16 protein-coding genes are annotated in these 15,785 nt (G+C 50.7%); 2 read left to right on the top strand and 14 right to left on the bottom strand.

Annotated features, from left to right (window positions below; all coding sequences use genetic code 11):
* Positions 1 to 6: 6 nt before the first annotated feature.
* Genes LG200_RS04615 through LG200_RS04600 form a run of 4 tightly spaced genes read right to left on the bottom strand, consistent with a single transcriptional unit; the run spans position 7 to position 4,051 of the window.
* Positions 7 to 636 carry an amino acid kinase family protein gene (locus tag LG200_RS04615; RefSeq protein ID WP_226756413.1) on the bottom strand — a complete coding sequence of 210 codons (630 nt, stop codon included), beginning with the start codon at positions 634 to 636 and terminating at the stop codon, positions 7 to 9.
* On the bottom strand, positions 623 to 2,011 hold the full coding sequence (gene pabB / locus LG200_RS04610; RefSeq protein WP_226756412.1) for an aminodeoxychorismate synthase component I: 1,389 nt from the start codon (positions 2,009 to 2,011) through the stop codon (positions 623 to 625). Before pabB ends, LG200_RS04615 begins: the two co-directional genes overlap by 14 nt.
* A gap of 2 nt (positions 2,012 to 2,013) precedes the next feature.
* The gene (locus LG200_RS04605; protein WP_226756411.1) at positions 2,014 to 3,069 is read right to left on the bottom strand and encodes a hydantoinase/oxoprolinase family protein; all 1,056 of its coding nucleotides are present in this window, start codon (positions 3,067 to 3,069) and stop codon (positions 2,014 to 2,016) included.
* Entirely contained in the window at positions 3,062 to 4,051 is a 990-nt protein-coding gene (locus LG200_RS04600; RefSeq protein ID WP_226756410.1) for an ATP-grasp domain-containing protein, read from the bottom strand. The genes LG200_RS04605 and LG200_RS04600 overlap by 8 nt, the downstream gene beginning before the upstream one ends.
* A gap of 37 nt (positions 4,052 to 4,088) precedes the next feature.
* Here LG200_RS04600 and LG200_RS04595 point away from each other — a divergent pair, with 37 nt between their 5' ends.
* On the top strand, positions 4,089 to 4,790 hold the full coding sequence (locus LG200_RS04595) for a HisA/HisF-related TIM barrel protein (RefSeq protein ID WP_226756409.1): 702 nt from the start codon (positions 4,089 to 4,091) through the stop codon (positions 4,788 to 4,790).
* A 109-nt stretch (positions 4,791 to 4,899) separates the two neighbouring features.
* On the opposite strand, the gene fae is transcribed toward LG200_RS04595, so the two are convergent.
* The 10 genes from fae to LG200_RS04545 form a co-directional block, all read right to left on the bottom strand.
* Entirely contained in the window at positions 4,900 to 5,436 is a 537-nt protein-coding gene (fae, locus tag LG200_RS04590; protein ID WP_226756408.1) for a formaldehyde-activating enzyme, read from the bottom strand.
* 357 nt (positions 5,437 to 5,793) lie between these two features.
* Entirely contained in the window at positions 5,794 to 6,339 is a 546-nt protein-coding gene (hxlB, locus tag LG200_RS04585) for a 6-phospho-3-hexuloisomerase (protein WP_226756407.1), read from the bottom strand.
* 117 nt (positions 6,340 to 6,456) lie between these two features.
* The gene (gene hxlA / locus LG200_RS04580; protein WP_226756406.1) at positions 6,457 to 7,086 is read right to left on the bottom strand and encodes a 3-hexulose-6-phosphate synthase; all 630 of its coding nucleotides are present in this window, start codon (positions 7,084 to 7,086) and stop codon (positions 6,457 to 6,459) included.
* Positions 7,087 to 7,208: 122 nt separating this feature from the next.
* Complete coding sequence (tal, locus tag LG200_RS04575; protein WP_226756405.1) at positions 7,209 to 8,159, bottom strand: transaldolase; 951 nt, start codon at positions 8,157 to 8,159, stop codon at positions 7,209 to 7,211.
* A 166-nt stretch (positions 8,160 to 8,325) separates the two neighbouring features.
* Positions 8,326 to 9,165, bottom strand: a complete 840-nt coding sequence (locus LG200_RS04570) for a triphosphoribosyl-dephospho-CoA synthase (protein ID WP_226756404.1) — start codon at positions 9,163 to 9,165, stop codon at positions 8,326 to 8,328.
* Positions 9,162 to 10,085, bottom strand: a complete 924-nt coding sequence (locus LG200_RS04565; protein ID WP_226757302.1) for an ATP-grasp domain-containing protein — start codon at positions 10,083 to 10,085, stop codon at positions 9,162 to 9,164. Before LG200_RS04565 ends, LG200_RS04570 begins: the two co-directional genes overlap by 4 nt.
* 1 nt (position 10,086) lies before the next feature.
* A complete protein-coding gene (gene mch / locus LG200_RS04560) occupies positions 10,087 to 11,070 on the bottom strand; it encodes a methenyltetrahydromethanopterin cyclohydrolase (RefSeq protein ID WP_226756403.1) in 984 nt (327 codons plus the stop codon).
* A complete protein-coding gene (locus LG200_RS04555) occupies positions 11,067 to 12,182 on the bottom strand; it encodes an ATP-grasp domain-containing protein (protein ID WP_226756402.1) in 1,116 nt (371 codons plus the stop codon). The genes mch and LG200_RS04555 overlap by 4 nt, the downstream gene beginning before the upstream one ends.
* A 27-nt stretch (positions 12,183 to 12,209) precedes the next feature.
* Positions 12,210 to 13,121, bottom strand: a complete 912-nt coding sequence (locus LG200_RS04550; protein ID WP_226756401.1) for an NAD(P)-dependent methylenetetrahydromethanopterin dehydrogenase — start codon at positions 13,119 to 13,121, stop codon at positions 12,210 to 12,212.
* A gap of 70 nt (positions 13,122 to 13,191) precedes the next feature.
* A complete protein-coding gene (locus tag LG200_RS04545; RefSeq protein WP_226756400.1) occupies positions 13,192 to 14,256 on the bottom strand; it encodes a beta-ribofuranosylaminobenzene 5'-phosphate synthase family protein in 1,065 nt (354 codons plus the stop codon).
* Positions 14,257 to 14,489: 233 nt separating this feature from the next.
* Here LG200_RS04545 and LG200_RS04540 point away from each other — a divergent pair, with 233 nt between their 5' ends.
* Complete coding sequence (locus LG200_RS04540; protein ID WP_226756399.1) at positions 14,490 to 15,785, top strand: formylmethanofuran dehydrogenase subunit B; 1,296 nt, start codon at positions 14,490 to 14,492, stop codon at positions 15,783 to 15,785.

The following is a 15,785-nucleotide window of genomic DNA, read 5'->3' as shown; positions in this document are numbered from 1 at the left end:
CCTTTCTCAATTCCAGGAACATCTCACAGGCAAACCAACCCGTGCCAGTTCCTCGTAGATAAAACCATCATTGAAAGCCACACAGTCCTGCCTGCCCACTACCCAGGTATTGAATGCCTTCCCTGCAATATGGTCCCCAAAACCGGCATCAACGAAGCCTTCCTTTGTCAGTTTTTCCAGTGAAACCTGCTGATCGGCATCGGGGCGCGAGGATTTCACTAGGACCAAGTGTTCTGCATTCAGCTTCGCTGCCAAGTGCGCCGCCAGGCTGTCAGAAGTAATTTCCCAATTCATGGGAATAGTATCGTCAGCGCACACCATGTCGCTGGGCAACCACACAATACCGCGATGCTGCCAGCCACGCTCGGCAATTTCAAGCTCACTGCGCGCCGTCACCAGGCGAGGGCTCAAGCCGGTCATCAGTACGCCATACTGATCCATCGCCATGACAGCCATTCTATGAGCCGTCGCATCATCTATGCCACTACTGATCTGCGCGTCTCGCACAGCATCTGCAAAAATCCCGCCGCCAGGCACAATCAATATCTTTCCATCCCCGTGCCGGGCAATCGTATCCAGCCAGATATTAAGCTCTGGTGATCCCAAGAGACTGCCGCCAAGCTTAATTACCCACATATGGATTACCCCGGAAATACTCTACAAGTTGCAGCATGGTCGACGCCTTATCCCAAGTTTCGCGATATTCTTTTTCCAGTTCGGAATCAGCCACAATCCCGCCACCGGCCCAAAAACGTATTTCGCCAGCAGAGTAAACCGCTGTGCGTATGGCAATATTAGTGTCCATATTGCCATCAAACCCGATATAACCGATAGCCCCACAATATACACCACGCCGGTGAGGCTCCAACTCCTCGATGATTTGCATTGACCTCAGCTTGGGGGCACCAGTAATAGAGCCACCGGGGAAACACCCCCTCAGCAAATCTATTGCCGTGTGCTCATCGTCCAGTTTCCCAGTGATTGTACTCACCAGATGATGCACATTGGTATAGCTTTCCAAGGCAAATAATCGATCAGCCTTGACCGAACCAGTCGCACAACTTTTGCCAATATCGTTACGAAGCAAATCCACGATCATCAGGTTTTCAGCGCGGTCCTTCAGGCTTTGCTGCAATTCCGCAGCCTGCAATTGATCCTCGGCTGGATCATTGAAGCGTGGCCGCGTCCCCTTGATAGGGCGGGTTTCTACATGACGGCCACTCACCTGCAGGAAACGTTCCGGAGAACCGGACAATACCTGCACACCAGGCAAGTTCATAAAAGCCAGAAATGGAGCGGCACCAACACTGCGCAAGCGCTGATAGGCCAACCAGCCATCTCCTTGTGCTTGTGCGCTGAAGCGTTGTGCGAGGTTAACCTGGTAGCAGTCTCCTTCATGGATATAGTGCTGAATTCTCTCGAATGCAAGTCCATATGCCGCTAAATCAAGGTTGGACGAAGTCTCTGACACTACCCGGAATAAGCTTGATGGCTGGGGATGCTGGATATTTTCATCAAACAGGCGGCACAGATCAGGCCAGTTGGGATGCGCATCTTCATGCAATGCGCATGAAACCAGCCAGGTCTTCTGCTCGCGGTGGTCTACAACCACAGCCCAATCATAAATACCTACCATCATTTGCGGTATATTCTCGCCATCAACCGCGTGCTCAGGCAAGTGCTCCAGGCGCCGGGCAAGATCATAGCCAAAATATCCGACTGCCCCGCCGGTAAAAGGCAAATCACCAGGGAACCTGGGATATCGCTCCAGCACCTGCTTCAACAACTTGAAAGGATCTTCCACAGAAACCTGGCGACCATGATGATCATGAATTTCCGTTTCATCACCGCGGGTGGAAAACGTCATGACCGGATCTGCGACTAGAATATCGTATCGGCCATAATGATTATTTGGCCGGCCACTGTCCAGGTAAACCGCCCAGGGATGATGTGAGATTCTGGCGAACAGCCCTGAGCTATCTGCTTGATAGGGTAACTCTTGTCTTAACATGTTCACCTTATGCCCAGATTGGCAACGGCATACGCTGGCAGGCATACTCCCGCCCAGTTACGTACATTATCGGATTCAGCCTTGAGCAATGAGCTGACATCAATGAATTCATGACCGAGCTCTTGCGCCAGCTCACGCACCAGGAATGTGCCTGCGCCAGCACCTATGAAAGGCATGCCCGGCCTGATGAGGTTGCGGGAAAGATTACGCAAGGCGGCACGGCGCAACAGGATTAATTGCTGCTGCTTGAACGCCTGGGCCAGATGTACCCAGGCCCCCTCATCTGCCTCTGCCGCATCGCGCCCTACCATACGTGCCAGACGGCGATTGGTTTCCTCTATGGACTTGCCTGCACCATCAGCTGTTGCTGCCATATCCTCGACAGAATCCAGATCGCCAGTCAAGCGATAGACATCTGCAGTCGTGGCAAAATGCTCAGCTGCGACACTCTGCCATTCGCCGCCAAACGGAATGCTGGATGCCAATGCCATGAGCGATGTACGGATCGCTCCTGTATAGACTAATTCTTCGCGCTGCATGCGCTCCGCATCGTTATTACCGATATTGGCGACCATTCCATCATGCAGCAACACAAAGTCTGCAGTTGTACTCCCAATATCGATAAACAAGCCCTGCTGTAGCTTGCTTGCCACAAAAGCAGCACTTGCCAGCCAGTTTGCAGAAGCAATGGCATTCGCATGGGCTTTGATATTCTCAAAAGAAACAAATCCGTTATTCCCGGCAAAGAACCGGACATCATTACCTAACTGCAGCTTGGCTTGGTGAGCAATCTCGAGGACGCCGGTAGGACGATCGGGGAAAATATCCGCCAACTCCCCTGTCATGGTGACAACATGAGATGTAGCCAGATTACCCAATTCTTGAAGCACGTGGGCCAAGGCATTATCCAGCTCCGCCAGACCTTGCCATAGCGGACAAGACACCTGTATTACCTTGACCGCCATGCCATCCGATCTGACCAGGGCAGCCTTGAGATTGGCTCCCCCTATATCCCAGCCTAAGGTAAATTCCTGTGTAGACTCTATCGTTTCAGACATTCAGTTTGATTTCGACTCTGTTGCGCTGCAAATCCTGCGGCAGCTTGAAGTCATCATTATAGAGCAAGTCCAGTATCAGCCGTGCCGGGTTATACCCTATCGCTGCCTGCAATCCTGCATAGGAAGTGGTGAGCCGCGGATTGACCTCCAGCACCTGGATCGTTTGGTCATGTCGGATCATCACATCCACTCCCACGTAACCAAATAACTGCGGCATGGCCTGCGCGACTTGCGTTGCAAGCTCAGCAAAAAGTTGCCAATACTCTGACAGTCCATTCAATATGCTGCCTGCATAATAGAAACTGCCATCCTTCAATGCCACCTGCTGTTGATTACAGCTCAACAACCATGCCTTGCCTTCTTTGCACAACATGGAAATGCTAGCCGGAATACCTGCAATATAAGGCTGTATGATATGGCTGGACATATGTCCCTGCCTTAACCATTCCAGTAATTGCTCTTGATGCTCAAAATAATGGCTATCCTCACAACCCACGCCATCATCAGGCTTGGCAACCCATGCCTGCGCATTCTCAGGCAGGCTTGGGAAGCGGTGACTATCTACTACAGGCACATGCGCAGCATCAAGTGTCAGGAAAGTCGCATATTTGCTGGCTGCAATCCTGACAGACGCTGCAGGGCTGGCTAAAGACGGTAACCCGGCGGACTCAATCATCAAGGAAAGCCGGTACAACTCTCCCCGGCTTTCAGGAGCAACCGGCCATACAATATCAGCTTCGCTCATTACTTGTTGCCAGACTGGCCAAGGATCCTGCTTGGACTCAAGCGTATGTAAAGCGACTGTCATTGCAGGCAGAGGCAATCTGGGGTCGCTTACCACCATAATTTCCAGGTTTTCAATTCCCGAGAGGTCCCGCAGTATTGCATCCCGCATGAGCAAAGCCTCTTGCGCCAGGGATGCAGGCAACGGCTCACGGTATAATCCGCCACTAGTGATGTATTCACAGACAAAAACTTTCAATTTTTTTTGTTCAGGCATCAGAAATTAAGGAAACCGTGTGCAAGTCATACCAGTGATTGATTTAATGCATGGACAGGTTGTACATGCCAAAAAAGGCGAACGTCAGCATTATCGTCCGATAGAATCGCCCATCTGCCAATCCAGTGCTCCAATGGATATTATTGAGGCGCTTCTGGGATTATACCCATTCAAGCGTTTGTATATTGCCGACATTGATGCCATACAAAAACGTGGGCATCACAGGGAAATTATTCTTGATATACAACGCGTTTATCCTGGACTGGAAATATGGCTTGATGCAGGCTTGTCTTCCACGACTGATCTTGCAACCTGGGAAACTCTTGATGTGCAGATGATCGTGGGCAGCGAAAGCCTGCCTGATCTCGGCACCTATCATACCCTGGCGCAGAACCTGAATTCGCGTTTTATCCTGTCAATTGATTTCAATATGGAAGGATATCAAGGTCCTGGAGCATTGCTAACGGATACCAACCTATGGCCTGACAATGTCATTGTCATGGCGCTGCAGCAAGTGGGCAGTAACGCGGGCCCCGCCTTTGACAAACTCCAGGCCCACAAGACCCAATCCCCGCGCACCAATATTTATGCAGCAGGCGGCACAAGGCATATAGGAGATATCGAGCAACTTCACCAGATGCATATCTCCGGCGCACTAGTCGCTAGTGCGCTGCACACAGGACAAATAGGGGCAATGGAACTGGGCAAGCTTCAACCTTGATATAAAAAATTCAACCAACCAGCAAAACAAAACGCCCTTGCATATTAATTATGCAAGGGCGTTTCTATTTATGCCAACCTTTTAATCAGGTCAGCAACAAACCAGGCAATTACTTAGCTTGGAATGGGTGTGCAGATTCCTTGTAAGCCTTCAGTACATCAGCAACCTTAGGCTCACGTGCTACAGCGCTCTTGATTGCTTGCTTGGTGGCTTGGTAGTTCCACTCTTGAATACGCTCATCGATATCAGCACGGCTGTCAATAAATACGCCTACGGAAATGAACACGTCATCAGCTTCTTCTTGAGGAATAGTGCCATCCGCTACGCAATCCATCACAGCCAACGCAATACCACGTTGTGCTGGGCCAAACATTTGAACAGCTTGCTTACCGTTCTTGATAGTTACCTTATTGAACATAACAGTAGCTGGCTTAACCATCAGGTTAGGCGCAACAATAGCCAGAAGGCCGTTTACGCCTTCCTTTTGGTCTGTCAGTGTACGGCAGAAAGCATCTTCTGCAGCGCTACCACGTGGTCCAATAATTAGATCGATGTGAGCTACGTTCAGCAGGTCAAGGCCGCTGCCGTCAGGACGATTGTCAATAACAAGAGCTTCACCTACTAAAACACGATCAATAACTGCCATTTTATTCTCCAATATAAAGTTTCCGTGGAAACAAGCCTGGCATTGCTGGGTTAGCTATGCCATAAAATGCTTTACGTCTGTTTAACGCCAAGCTGAAAATTTGGTTGATATTATACATAGATTTATGAAATCCATGTGAAATGTCACAATACTAATTTGCTTCCATACAATTAATATAGAACGCATTCAGGTGTTTTATTACGTGCGTTCGTTGAAGCATCAATTGTAATTTTTGGACAACTAATTCACGCCTTCTGCTGCTGAGCTTATCACCATCCAAAATATCCAGCTCATCACAAAAAAACCCGGGAAATCATAATTGATTTTCCGGGTTTTCGAATCAGCTGAATACTCTGATTATTCCAGGTTGGCGTGGATTGCACGCATACCCTCTTCTGTCAGGCCTTTTTCATCAACTAGCTTGGCAATGGCAGATTCCAGGAACAGCAATGTAGAAAGTTCGAAGATGGTGCCCATAGGCATGCCATGGGTTTTATCAAACGCATGTGCATCATTGCCACCAACTGGCACTACCAAGTCAGCCAACTCCGCCATTGGGGATTGTGCTTTCATGGAAATCACGGCAACCTTGGCGCCTTGACTCTTGGCTTTCTTCACCAGGGGCAGCAAGGTTTCTGTTCCACCGGAACCAGAAATAACAATGAAAAGGTCGCCAGCCTGAATGCTGGGAGTTACCACTTCACCCACCATGCTGACTTGATAGCCGGCATGCACGAGACGCATTGCAAAGAAACGGGAAACCAGCAAGGAACGGCCTGCACCACCGATGAAAGTACGACCAGCACCTTCAACCAATGCCAGAATCTTGTCCTCAAAACCTTCTGCAGTGTTGTTAAGCACACTGGTCAGCTTGTTAACAACAAGCTCTTGATATTTATTCATAGCGATCACCTTCCTGAACGATGATGGATTGTAAAAAGCATAATAAAAAAATCCACCAACTTAGCTCTGGGAGCTATGTATGGTGGATCTTTATTTCAGCTAGGCTTAAGCGAAAGATTACTTAGCCAGGCCAGTGATTTCAGCAGCAGCAGCAGCTGGATCAGCAGCACCGTAGATAGCAGCGCCAGCAACGATGATGGTAGCACCAGCATCTTTAACTTGTGCAACAGTAGCTGGCTTAACGCCACCAGCAACAGAAACTTCCAGGCCCAGGTTCAGGCCAGTTACAGTTGCCAGGTCAGCGAAAGGAGTTTGACCAGCAGCTTGTTGATCCAGACCAGTATGAACACCGATGATGTGTGCACCCAGCTTAGCAACTTCCTTAGTACGTGCAGCCTTGTCAGCAACGTTGATCAGGTCAACTTGAGCCTTCTTGCCGTACTTGTTAGCTGCGTCGATTACGCCTTTGATTGTACCCAGATCAGCTACACCCAGAACGGTAGCAATGTCAGCACCAGCCTTGTAGAATGGCTCAGCTTCGTAGAAGCCAGCATCCATAGTCTTCAGGTCAACCAGGATCTTGTTGTTTGGGAACTTAGCACGCAGAGTTTCCAGCAACTTGATACCGTTGTGCTTGATACATGGTGTACCGATTTCGAGAATGTCAACGTGTGGAGCTACCTTTTCAGCCAGCGCTACAGTTGCGTCGAAATCCAATGAATCTAATGCCATTTGTGTCAATGCCACGATACTTCCTCCAAAATGGTTACAAATTTAATACTACTTTTATAAAAAAGCGGAACAGCAATCTTAATCGTCAAAACGACCGGATGTCAACGCATATGAGTCGCAACATCCGGAGTGCAGAATTACAGCTTTTCTGCAAGTGCCTTTTCCAATTTGTTTTGATCCACGACGAAACCGCGGATGCCTTCAGCCAACTTCTCTGTTGCCATGGCATCTTCGTTCTGGTCAAAACGGAACTCCTTCTCTGTCAACAGAGCAGGACGTTCTTTGGTAACGCCGTTGTCAACCAGCACACGTGGCAGGTTGCCTTCAGTCGCCTTCAATTCCTCAAGCAGGTTAGGTGAAACAGTCAGGCGGTCACAACCAGCCAATGCAGTGATTTCACCGGTATTACGGAAAGAAGCGCCCATCACTACAGTCTTGTAGCCATGCTCCTTGTAGTACGCGTAGATCTTGCGAACAGACAGTACACCTGGATCGGTTTCAGAAGTGTAAGCTTCACCGGTCTTGGCCTTGTACCAGTCAAGGATACGGCCAACGAATGGGGAAATCAGGAACACGCCGGCTTCAGCACAGGCACGTGCTTGGGCGAAGCTGAACAGTAGTGTCAGATTGCAGTTGATGCCTTCTTTTTCAAGGATCTCACCAGCCTTGATGCCTTCCCAAGTGGAAGCCAGCTTGATCAGTACGCGATCCTTGGAAACGCCGGCATCAGCGTACAGCTTGATCAGCTTGCGACCCTTTTGCACCATCGCGTCAGTGTCAAAAGAAAGGCGTGCGTCCACTTCAGTGGAGATCTTGCCTGGGATGTGCTTGAGGATTTCCTGGCCGATCAATACAGCCAGCTTGTCAGCTGCATCTTCAATTTGTTGCGCCTTATCGCCGCTTTGGGACTTGGCATAAGCAATCGCTTCGTCGATCAGCGGAGCGTATTGTGGAAGTGTACTTGCCTTCAGCAACAGGGACGGATTGGTTGTTGCATCATAAGGCTTAACGCTTTTGATCGCTTCTACGTCGCCAGTGTCAGCAACAATAGTCGTGATTTCCTTCAGTTGATCGAATAAATTAGCCATATTGCTCCTCCTTGAAATAAATACAGAAATTAAATCTGAAAAACGTGGCTGCCTAACACAAGGCTGGCTGGCCTGAAGAATAGGTCAGCGCGCCGAATTTTTTAATCGAATTAGTATAACCGAAAATATGCGGTAACCATACACTCACACCGACGGTTTATATATGTCAGTCTGCTTTTTTCAGGCTATATGCCATCAAAGTAGCAACCGTGAGATCTGCACTGGTACCCGGATTTAAGCGCCTGCTTTTAAGTTCGGTATCAAACTGCATAAGATCGCGCTGGTAGAGCTTGGGATTTTCATGTTGCAGCATCGCCTGCAAATGCCGTTTTGCTACCTGCTGAACTTCCTGGGCCTGGTCCAGATCATATTTGCGCACAATATGGCTATCAGGAAACTCAGCGACGAAGGCAAGGTAAAGCACCGTGGTCGCCCATGCAGGATTGTTCCAACGCTTGATGGCAGCTTCATAATGGCTAATGCCGAAATCAAAGATATCAGCAAATTCATGTGCATATTGCCAGGCAATACGGTCACGTTGCGCAGATTCCCGCATGGCCTCCCGCAGGGTAATTTGAGGAGCATCCCGCACATCGTGCTGAGCGCTGTCCCCCAAGCCGCCTGGTGAGGCTCGCACTATGGCCTGGAAGGCAAGCTCGGCATCTCTGATCGTCAACGCTTTTAGCACCTGTTCCAGCCTGTCTCGCAGGCTGGAACCCTCATCACCAAGTGCCGCTTGCGCCAGAGGGGCACAAAGCAAGACTATGCCAAGGTTTGTATTGCAATCTACAACTTGCCAAGTGGCATTGATAGAGGCCAGGATCCGCGCCCCTACCGTCAACCCCGGCTGGGCAATCACTGTTGCAACGGCTTCAGCACTCTGAATGAACTGCTGCACCACCATACCGTGGCCATCGGCAAAAATGTGGACATTGCCCGGCTTGAGGGCAGCAAGCTCTGCCATGCATGCCGCCTTGAAGGCCTCAGCAACTTGTTGCGGACTCATGAAACGGCGGCAAGTGTGGGACGTGCGCTAATATGCGCCAGAAAATCATCCACCAGGGCTTGGGCGACATCAAGCCCAGCAACGCCTTGCAGGCCTTTCCATGCAGGAATGCTATTTACTTCAAGCACATACAGCTTGCCATCACTATCCCGAATGATATCCACACCACAGTAGTCTGCATTTACCGCGCTGGCTGCAGCTTCAGCCAGCGTAGCCAGCTCACCCCGAGCAGTGATGGATTCACAGCGACCACCTTGGGCCACGTTATTGACCCAATGGCTGCCGTAGCGCTTCATCGCCGCCACGGCCTTGCCATTGATCACGAATACGCGATGATCATGCCAGGCCCCTTCACCGCTATCTATATAAGACTGGAGATAATAGAGGCCATCCACATGCTCCTCCATAGGAACGGGAAAAGGCATGCCCTGCTCAAGCTTGCGCACTCCTTTGCCCTGAGAACCAAAGAGCGGCTTAATGACCAAGGTACGTCCAGCCATGGTTTCACGCAGTATCAGCTCATGTGCCTGCCCCCTGGATTCACACACCCAGGTATTGGGGGTAGGTACATTATTCAGGTGCAGCAAGAAGCTGGTCATGGCTTTATCCACGGTACGCTCCACTGTGCGTCCATCGTTATAAACCGTTACCCCCAGCAACTTGAGCGCATGCAGGATATCCAGCCTGGCAATCACCTGCTGTAGTGTGCCGCCGGGCACACCCCGCACAAATACACCATCAGGCAATCCCTCCTCAAACCCTGGAATCAGAACAGCAGGCTTGCCATTACTGGCAAGGTTCAAGGCACAGTCCTTGAGCGAGATGAATTCTGCCTCATAGCCGCGTACGGCAAAAGCCTCTTTCAGGCGCTTGCCATGCCAGCCTGGATCATCAGTAAAAACGGGAATACGAAAATTCAAGTTACGCGCTGTAGCCAAATGATTGATCCAGCAGTGCAGCATCCAGCTTGCCACCAGTAAAGCTCTTGCCAGATTCAAGTGCGGTCACTGTCACTGCAGCTGGGCTGAAAAGCAGCGGATCAATTTTGTAGAAATCCATATTCACTGCCTTGAATACCTCGGCAAATGGCCGGCCATAATCGCGTGAGGAGCTGCTTGGCAGCTCTTGTGCCAACTTGGCAGCATCAGCATCACTACCTTTGACAAAAATATGGGCATGACCGCCAAACAGGATGGCGTCATTGGTACGTCCCATACCAATCAGAAAATCAGGCGCAGGTGGAGGCAACGGCGCACTCGCCATGCCATCTACTACATTTTCCAGTGGAAAATGCAGCGTATGGATCTTGTGCATTGCCACTTCAAGTACCCGCGCAACGATTTGCACAGTACCTGCAAGGCTACGGGTAGGTGTCAGGATAAAAGTCAGGTTTTCAGCCTTGAGCCCGGTATCACGTGCCACCTTTTCGATCACTTCGGCAGGAGGCGCCTTGTCACTTTCAAGCACCAGGCAGGCAGAGTCGCTCTTATCCTGGTAGCCAAGCTCTTTATATAACTCTTCGCGGCCAGCAAGGGCACGCCCAGGTCCTGAACCTAGTGAGAAAAATTTCTCATGCGCGAGACTCCACCCGGCATACTGACTGCCCAGGCAGGACAAAATGGGATTATTAGAATGTACGGATAACATCCATGGCCAATGGGGAAATGTAGCGCTGGTTTGCAAATTGACATGTCCTAGCCCCCCCATGCAGATTTCCGCAATCAGGCGCCCTGCCTCCAGGCCACCTTCCGCCTTGATCCCGGCATCGATAATGGTGGCACCACTAGCATGCTTTTCCACATCAACACGCAGTACATCGGCATTATCGAGAATATATTGCACCAGAGGCGCGGTCAGCGTGTTCACGCTAGGCCAGCGGCTGGTATCAATAGTGGCTTGACTCATATTGTTCTCCTGATTTTTTGAATATGTTTGAGCATTGTGTTCAATAAAGCTGCACGTACCCGTGCTAATTCTTCTGCCTGCCGGTCATCATCCGCGACTGCCAGCACCGTACATAATGGCGAGCCTTCGGCCACCTCGGTATTTGCCAATGGCACATCAACCACCCACTCCGGCCATTTAAAATCCGCTGAAATCTTGACTTCAAAGGGTGCATAAAATACCAGATTAGCCTTGACCTGTCCTGCTGCTATAACAGGCAATTCAACAGGCTGCCCCATGCTTGCATGAATGTGTGCCTTCAGCCACTCAGGCTGCATCTCATATAACGACAAACTGGCACTAAGCCTCGGGTTGATCTCCAGCACCCAGTACTGATCACCATCGACCATGGCATCCAGGCTATTGAGTCCGCGCAAGCCAAATTCCGCGGCAAGTTTGTGCGCTGCATCCAGCAGGCCTTGCGCAGGCAAAGCGGCAACCTCAAGCGGCCCTACCAATCCACCATAGCGATAAGGCAACTCAGTGCCCAATGGATCAAGCAACTGACGTTGCAATCCCAATGCTGTTATTCGTGTGGCCCCTGCAAAAAACAGGAGTGACACGGGCACCCCTGCGACCCTGCGCTGGAAATACACATCCGCACCATCCGAGATTTTAGCCGAGGTAATATGCATGCCACCACACCCGCCCTGCCGTTTGCACAGCCATTGCTCAATATCATCGCCTGGCAGCGCCTGAGCGTTAAGGCACGTAGGCGGCACTGGGATTTCGTTAGCCAGGCAAGCCGCCAGAAAGCGCTGAGGATCCTTGCACGAGGCCACAGCTTCAGCATGATTACCTGCAAGCGGGATATTTTTTGCCAGTTCATCCAGCATTTCGGGTTGAGCTTCAAAACCGCTACCGTAAAGGAGGCATTCCGCGCCAAATTCCTTAATGGCCGGGATTAAGTCCTGACGTATTGCCTCAGGACTAAAGCCTTTATTCCCGTATTCCAGCACAAGGCTAACGCAACTTGCCGCCAGCGTATCTTCGTCACCAAAAACATCGGCAGCAAGGACTTCATATCCTGCTGCCGCTGCTGCTGTGACATAAGGGCGGACATTCGCCGCCACTATGGCTACTTTTTTGCTCAGATCAGACTATACGAGATCTTTACGCGCCAATTCAAAGGCGGTAATGAAATCGATATAAACATGGCTCTGGCCTTCCAGCATTCTCTTGAACAAGCGCTGCTGGGTTTGATACTTGATATTGCCAACCGCCAGGGCACCGATACCATAAATCTGGGTACCTTCAATGATAACGCCATCGGCCATTACACCTACGCCCTCAGCACCAGTTGGAGGGACGGCATTTACATCGGCCACCACCTTCAATGTCTTGGAGTTCTTCATCTGGTCTATCGTCAGCACTCGCACACCAGCAGCCGCACAACAAAGGGCAACGTCGCTGCTTTCCAGAACCTTGACCTTCAGTTCATCAGTGCTGCCATCTACACAAGTGATATTGGTGCCGTAACGTTTGTTGTAGGCAGCAGCCTTTTCTTCCACATCTGCCATGGTCTTATGCGCCACCATCTCGACAGTCGCGCCATATTTGGAAGCAATCACGGCCGTACAGCCGCCCACAGGGCCCGTAGCACCGAATACGCTGACCTTGCGGCCTTCCAGCGTGCCGCCAAAGTGCTTGGTCAGCAATTGTTCAACACGTGCCATCATGGCTGCTGAAGTAGTGAAAGCACCAGATGGATCAGCAAATACAGAAATCTCGAAAGGTGGCACCATGGATTTCTTGGCTGTTTCCAGCATATCCATCGCAAGATCAACATCGCGACCACCAATCAGCATACCTGTACGCCATACGCCACGCGGACCGCGTGAGAAAATAGCATCCTGCACCAGGCCGGTTACTTCGTTCAACTGTACATTGGTATATTGGGCAATTGCGTCATAACCCGCGTCATAGGCCATGTTAACGTCAAACGGACTGGCGTTCTTTGCTGGTGTTATAAAGTGCAGTACATAAGGCTTTTCCAATTTAATCCCTTCCATTTCGCTTGCCCTCACTTGTGCGGTGCGTTACTAAATAATGGCTAATGCCAGGTTTTCCATACAAATGGAACTAATCTATTGAGCAAGATGAAACCTCTGCGCCGGAGTTATATCCCTTACACAGCAAGAATTGTACATCTTGATTACTACAGAACTGAGATTCTAGCGCTTCTAACACCTGTCGCGCATCTGTTTCATCGGCAAATATTGCAAAACCTGTAGGTCCCCATGAACTCTGCCCAAGACAATCCACACCCTGAGACTCCAGTTGCTGCAATATGCTTGAGACAAGCGGGCTGGCATAACGCCCCCCTTGTGCCGGAGCAAAATGATCGCCTGTTCTCCATTGCAACTGACGAATGGCTTTTCCAAAGGCCGGGAGATCATGCTCTGCGAGCGCGGGCAACGCCTGCATCAACACATACCTACAAAGCTCTGCTGCACTATCGGCAGGAAATTCCGGCAGCTGGCGGAATGCCGCAATTTCATGGGCGCCATGCACACCGCTGCTGCTGCGATCAAACATGAGCAAAATACGCCAGGCTGGAGGGAATTCCGCCCGAGCAATGACAGGAGGCACGTCAGTATCTGCAGCACGACCTCCATCAACGATTACCCCACCTGTAGCAAAAGTTCCCAGCCCAATACCGGAACGGGCCCCTCGAGAGGTCAATACTGCAATCTCGCGTACTCCCAGATCCAGGCCAAACAGTGTGCTGATCGCGGCACCCACCGCAAGGGACATCTGGGTGCCGGAGCCCAGGCCAGCATGCTCGGGAATGGCTTCCCGCATTTCAATATGGAAACCATGGGGCAGTTCGAGAGTGCGCGATATTCCCATTGCAGTTTTCAATGCGCGCTCAGCGCCGGGGCCATTTGCGGTAATGCGGTCCGCAAGATATGCATAAAGCGAGGTAGACGGCTTATCCAGAGATACTCCAAGACTACCAAACTTGCGGCCCAACCCTCCATTGAGATCGAAGAAGCCCATATGCAACCGTGCTGTGGTGACAACACTAACGCCTTGCTTACTGATAGTTTTTTCCTTGGCTGCGAAAATAGATTGAATGCGCTCGGCATCTTTGAGTGCGCTATTGTAGCCCAGCAGGATTGATTTTAAAAAGCATGAAACCATATGCCTCATCATGCAAGGATATGGCTTGACCTGGCATTTCCATCCCTTGCATAATTTTCCGGTCACAATTGGCTGCCAGCTTGAGAAAGAGCCAACATGTGGCGCCCATCGGGAGGTATAATTCTGCCGAGCATTTCATAAAGCATGCGACCTGAGGCCAGTCCAAACTGGCTTCAGAATATGCCTGACCAAGGCATAGAACTTGAGGAACTAACCGTTTTCGGATGGAGAACATGACCCAATCAACCAATTTCCCGGCAGGATCCATAGAGGCCGTTGCTTTTCCCTGTGAAGGACTGCTCAGTGACGATCTGCTGATTTCCCGGGACGCTGACGGCAACCTCAGCCTCCAGAACTCATCCTGTTCCAAAGCTGCCGCATTCTTCGAGCGCCCGCGCGTAGCAAGCAGCCCGAAAATAGCAGGTCAGCCAGCAGACCTATCGTCTGCAATCGCTAAAATAACTGAGCTATTCGGTAAATCCAGACACCCGTTGATCAGCGGTCTGGCCACCGATGTCTATGGCATGCGCGCTGTCATGAACCTGGCCGAGACCGCAGGAGCCACTATTGACCATATGAACTCCAAGAGTTCAATGAAGAACCTGTTGGTAATGCAAAACTCTGGTTGGTATGTCACCACGTTAAGCGAAGTGAAAAACCGGGTTGACCTGCTAGTAGTGATCGGTACTGATGTGGTGAGTTACTTCCCGCGTTTTTTCGAACGCGTGATCTGGAACAAAGAGGCCATGTTTACTGAAAATACGGATGCCAGGGAAGTTGTGTATCTGGGTGGTCGTGACATCAATACTGAACCAGGCACCTCGCCTTCAGGCAGAAAACCTGATGTACTGCCATGCGATCCTGATCGCATTCCCGAAGTACTGGCAGCCTTGCGTGCCATTATCAGCGGCAAGCCATTCACGGCCACTGAAGTGGCTGGAGTTGCCACTGCTGACCTTGAAAAACTGGCAGAGCGCCTGAAGGCGGCAAAATACAGTGTGATTGCCTGGACTGGCAGTGCACTGGACTTTCCGCATGCCGAACTTTCCATCCAGACCATTACCGGCATTGTCGAACACCTCAACAAGACCACTCGTAGCGCCGGTTTACCGCTGAGCGGTAATGATGGAGATGTCACCGCCTACAACGTCAGCACCTGGATCAGTGGCTACCCTTTCCGCAGCTCGTATCGTCGCGGTTATCCAGACTATGATCCTTACCACTATGAAACTTCATCCTTGCTGAAAGAAGGAGAAGTCGATGTACTGATCTGGATCAACAGCTTCAATCCCGAACGCCTGCCACCTGCCAGCAAGACACCCACCGTGGTCATCGGCCACCCGGCCATGCAATTTGAGCAGCCGCCGGAAGTGTTCATCCCCATTGCGGTTCCTGGCCTGGAAGCTAGCGGCGCACAATTCCGCAGTGACAGTTCAGTAACATTGCCGCTGAAAAAACTGCGGGCAACCGAACTCCCTACGCTGGGTGATGTACTTTCTGCCATTGAAGCCGCGCTCAAAGCAGCTTAA

This window comes from Methylobacillus caricis (assembly GCF_020532705.1).
GTDB lineage: Bacteria > Pseudomonadota > Gammaproteobacteria > Burkholderiales > Methylophilaceae > Methylobacillus > Methylobacillus caricis.
The sequence above is the reverse complement of the archived record's forward strand: the minus strand, read 5'-3'. Positions and strand labels throughout refer to the sequence as shown.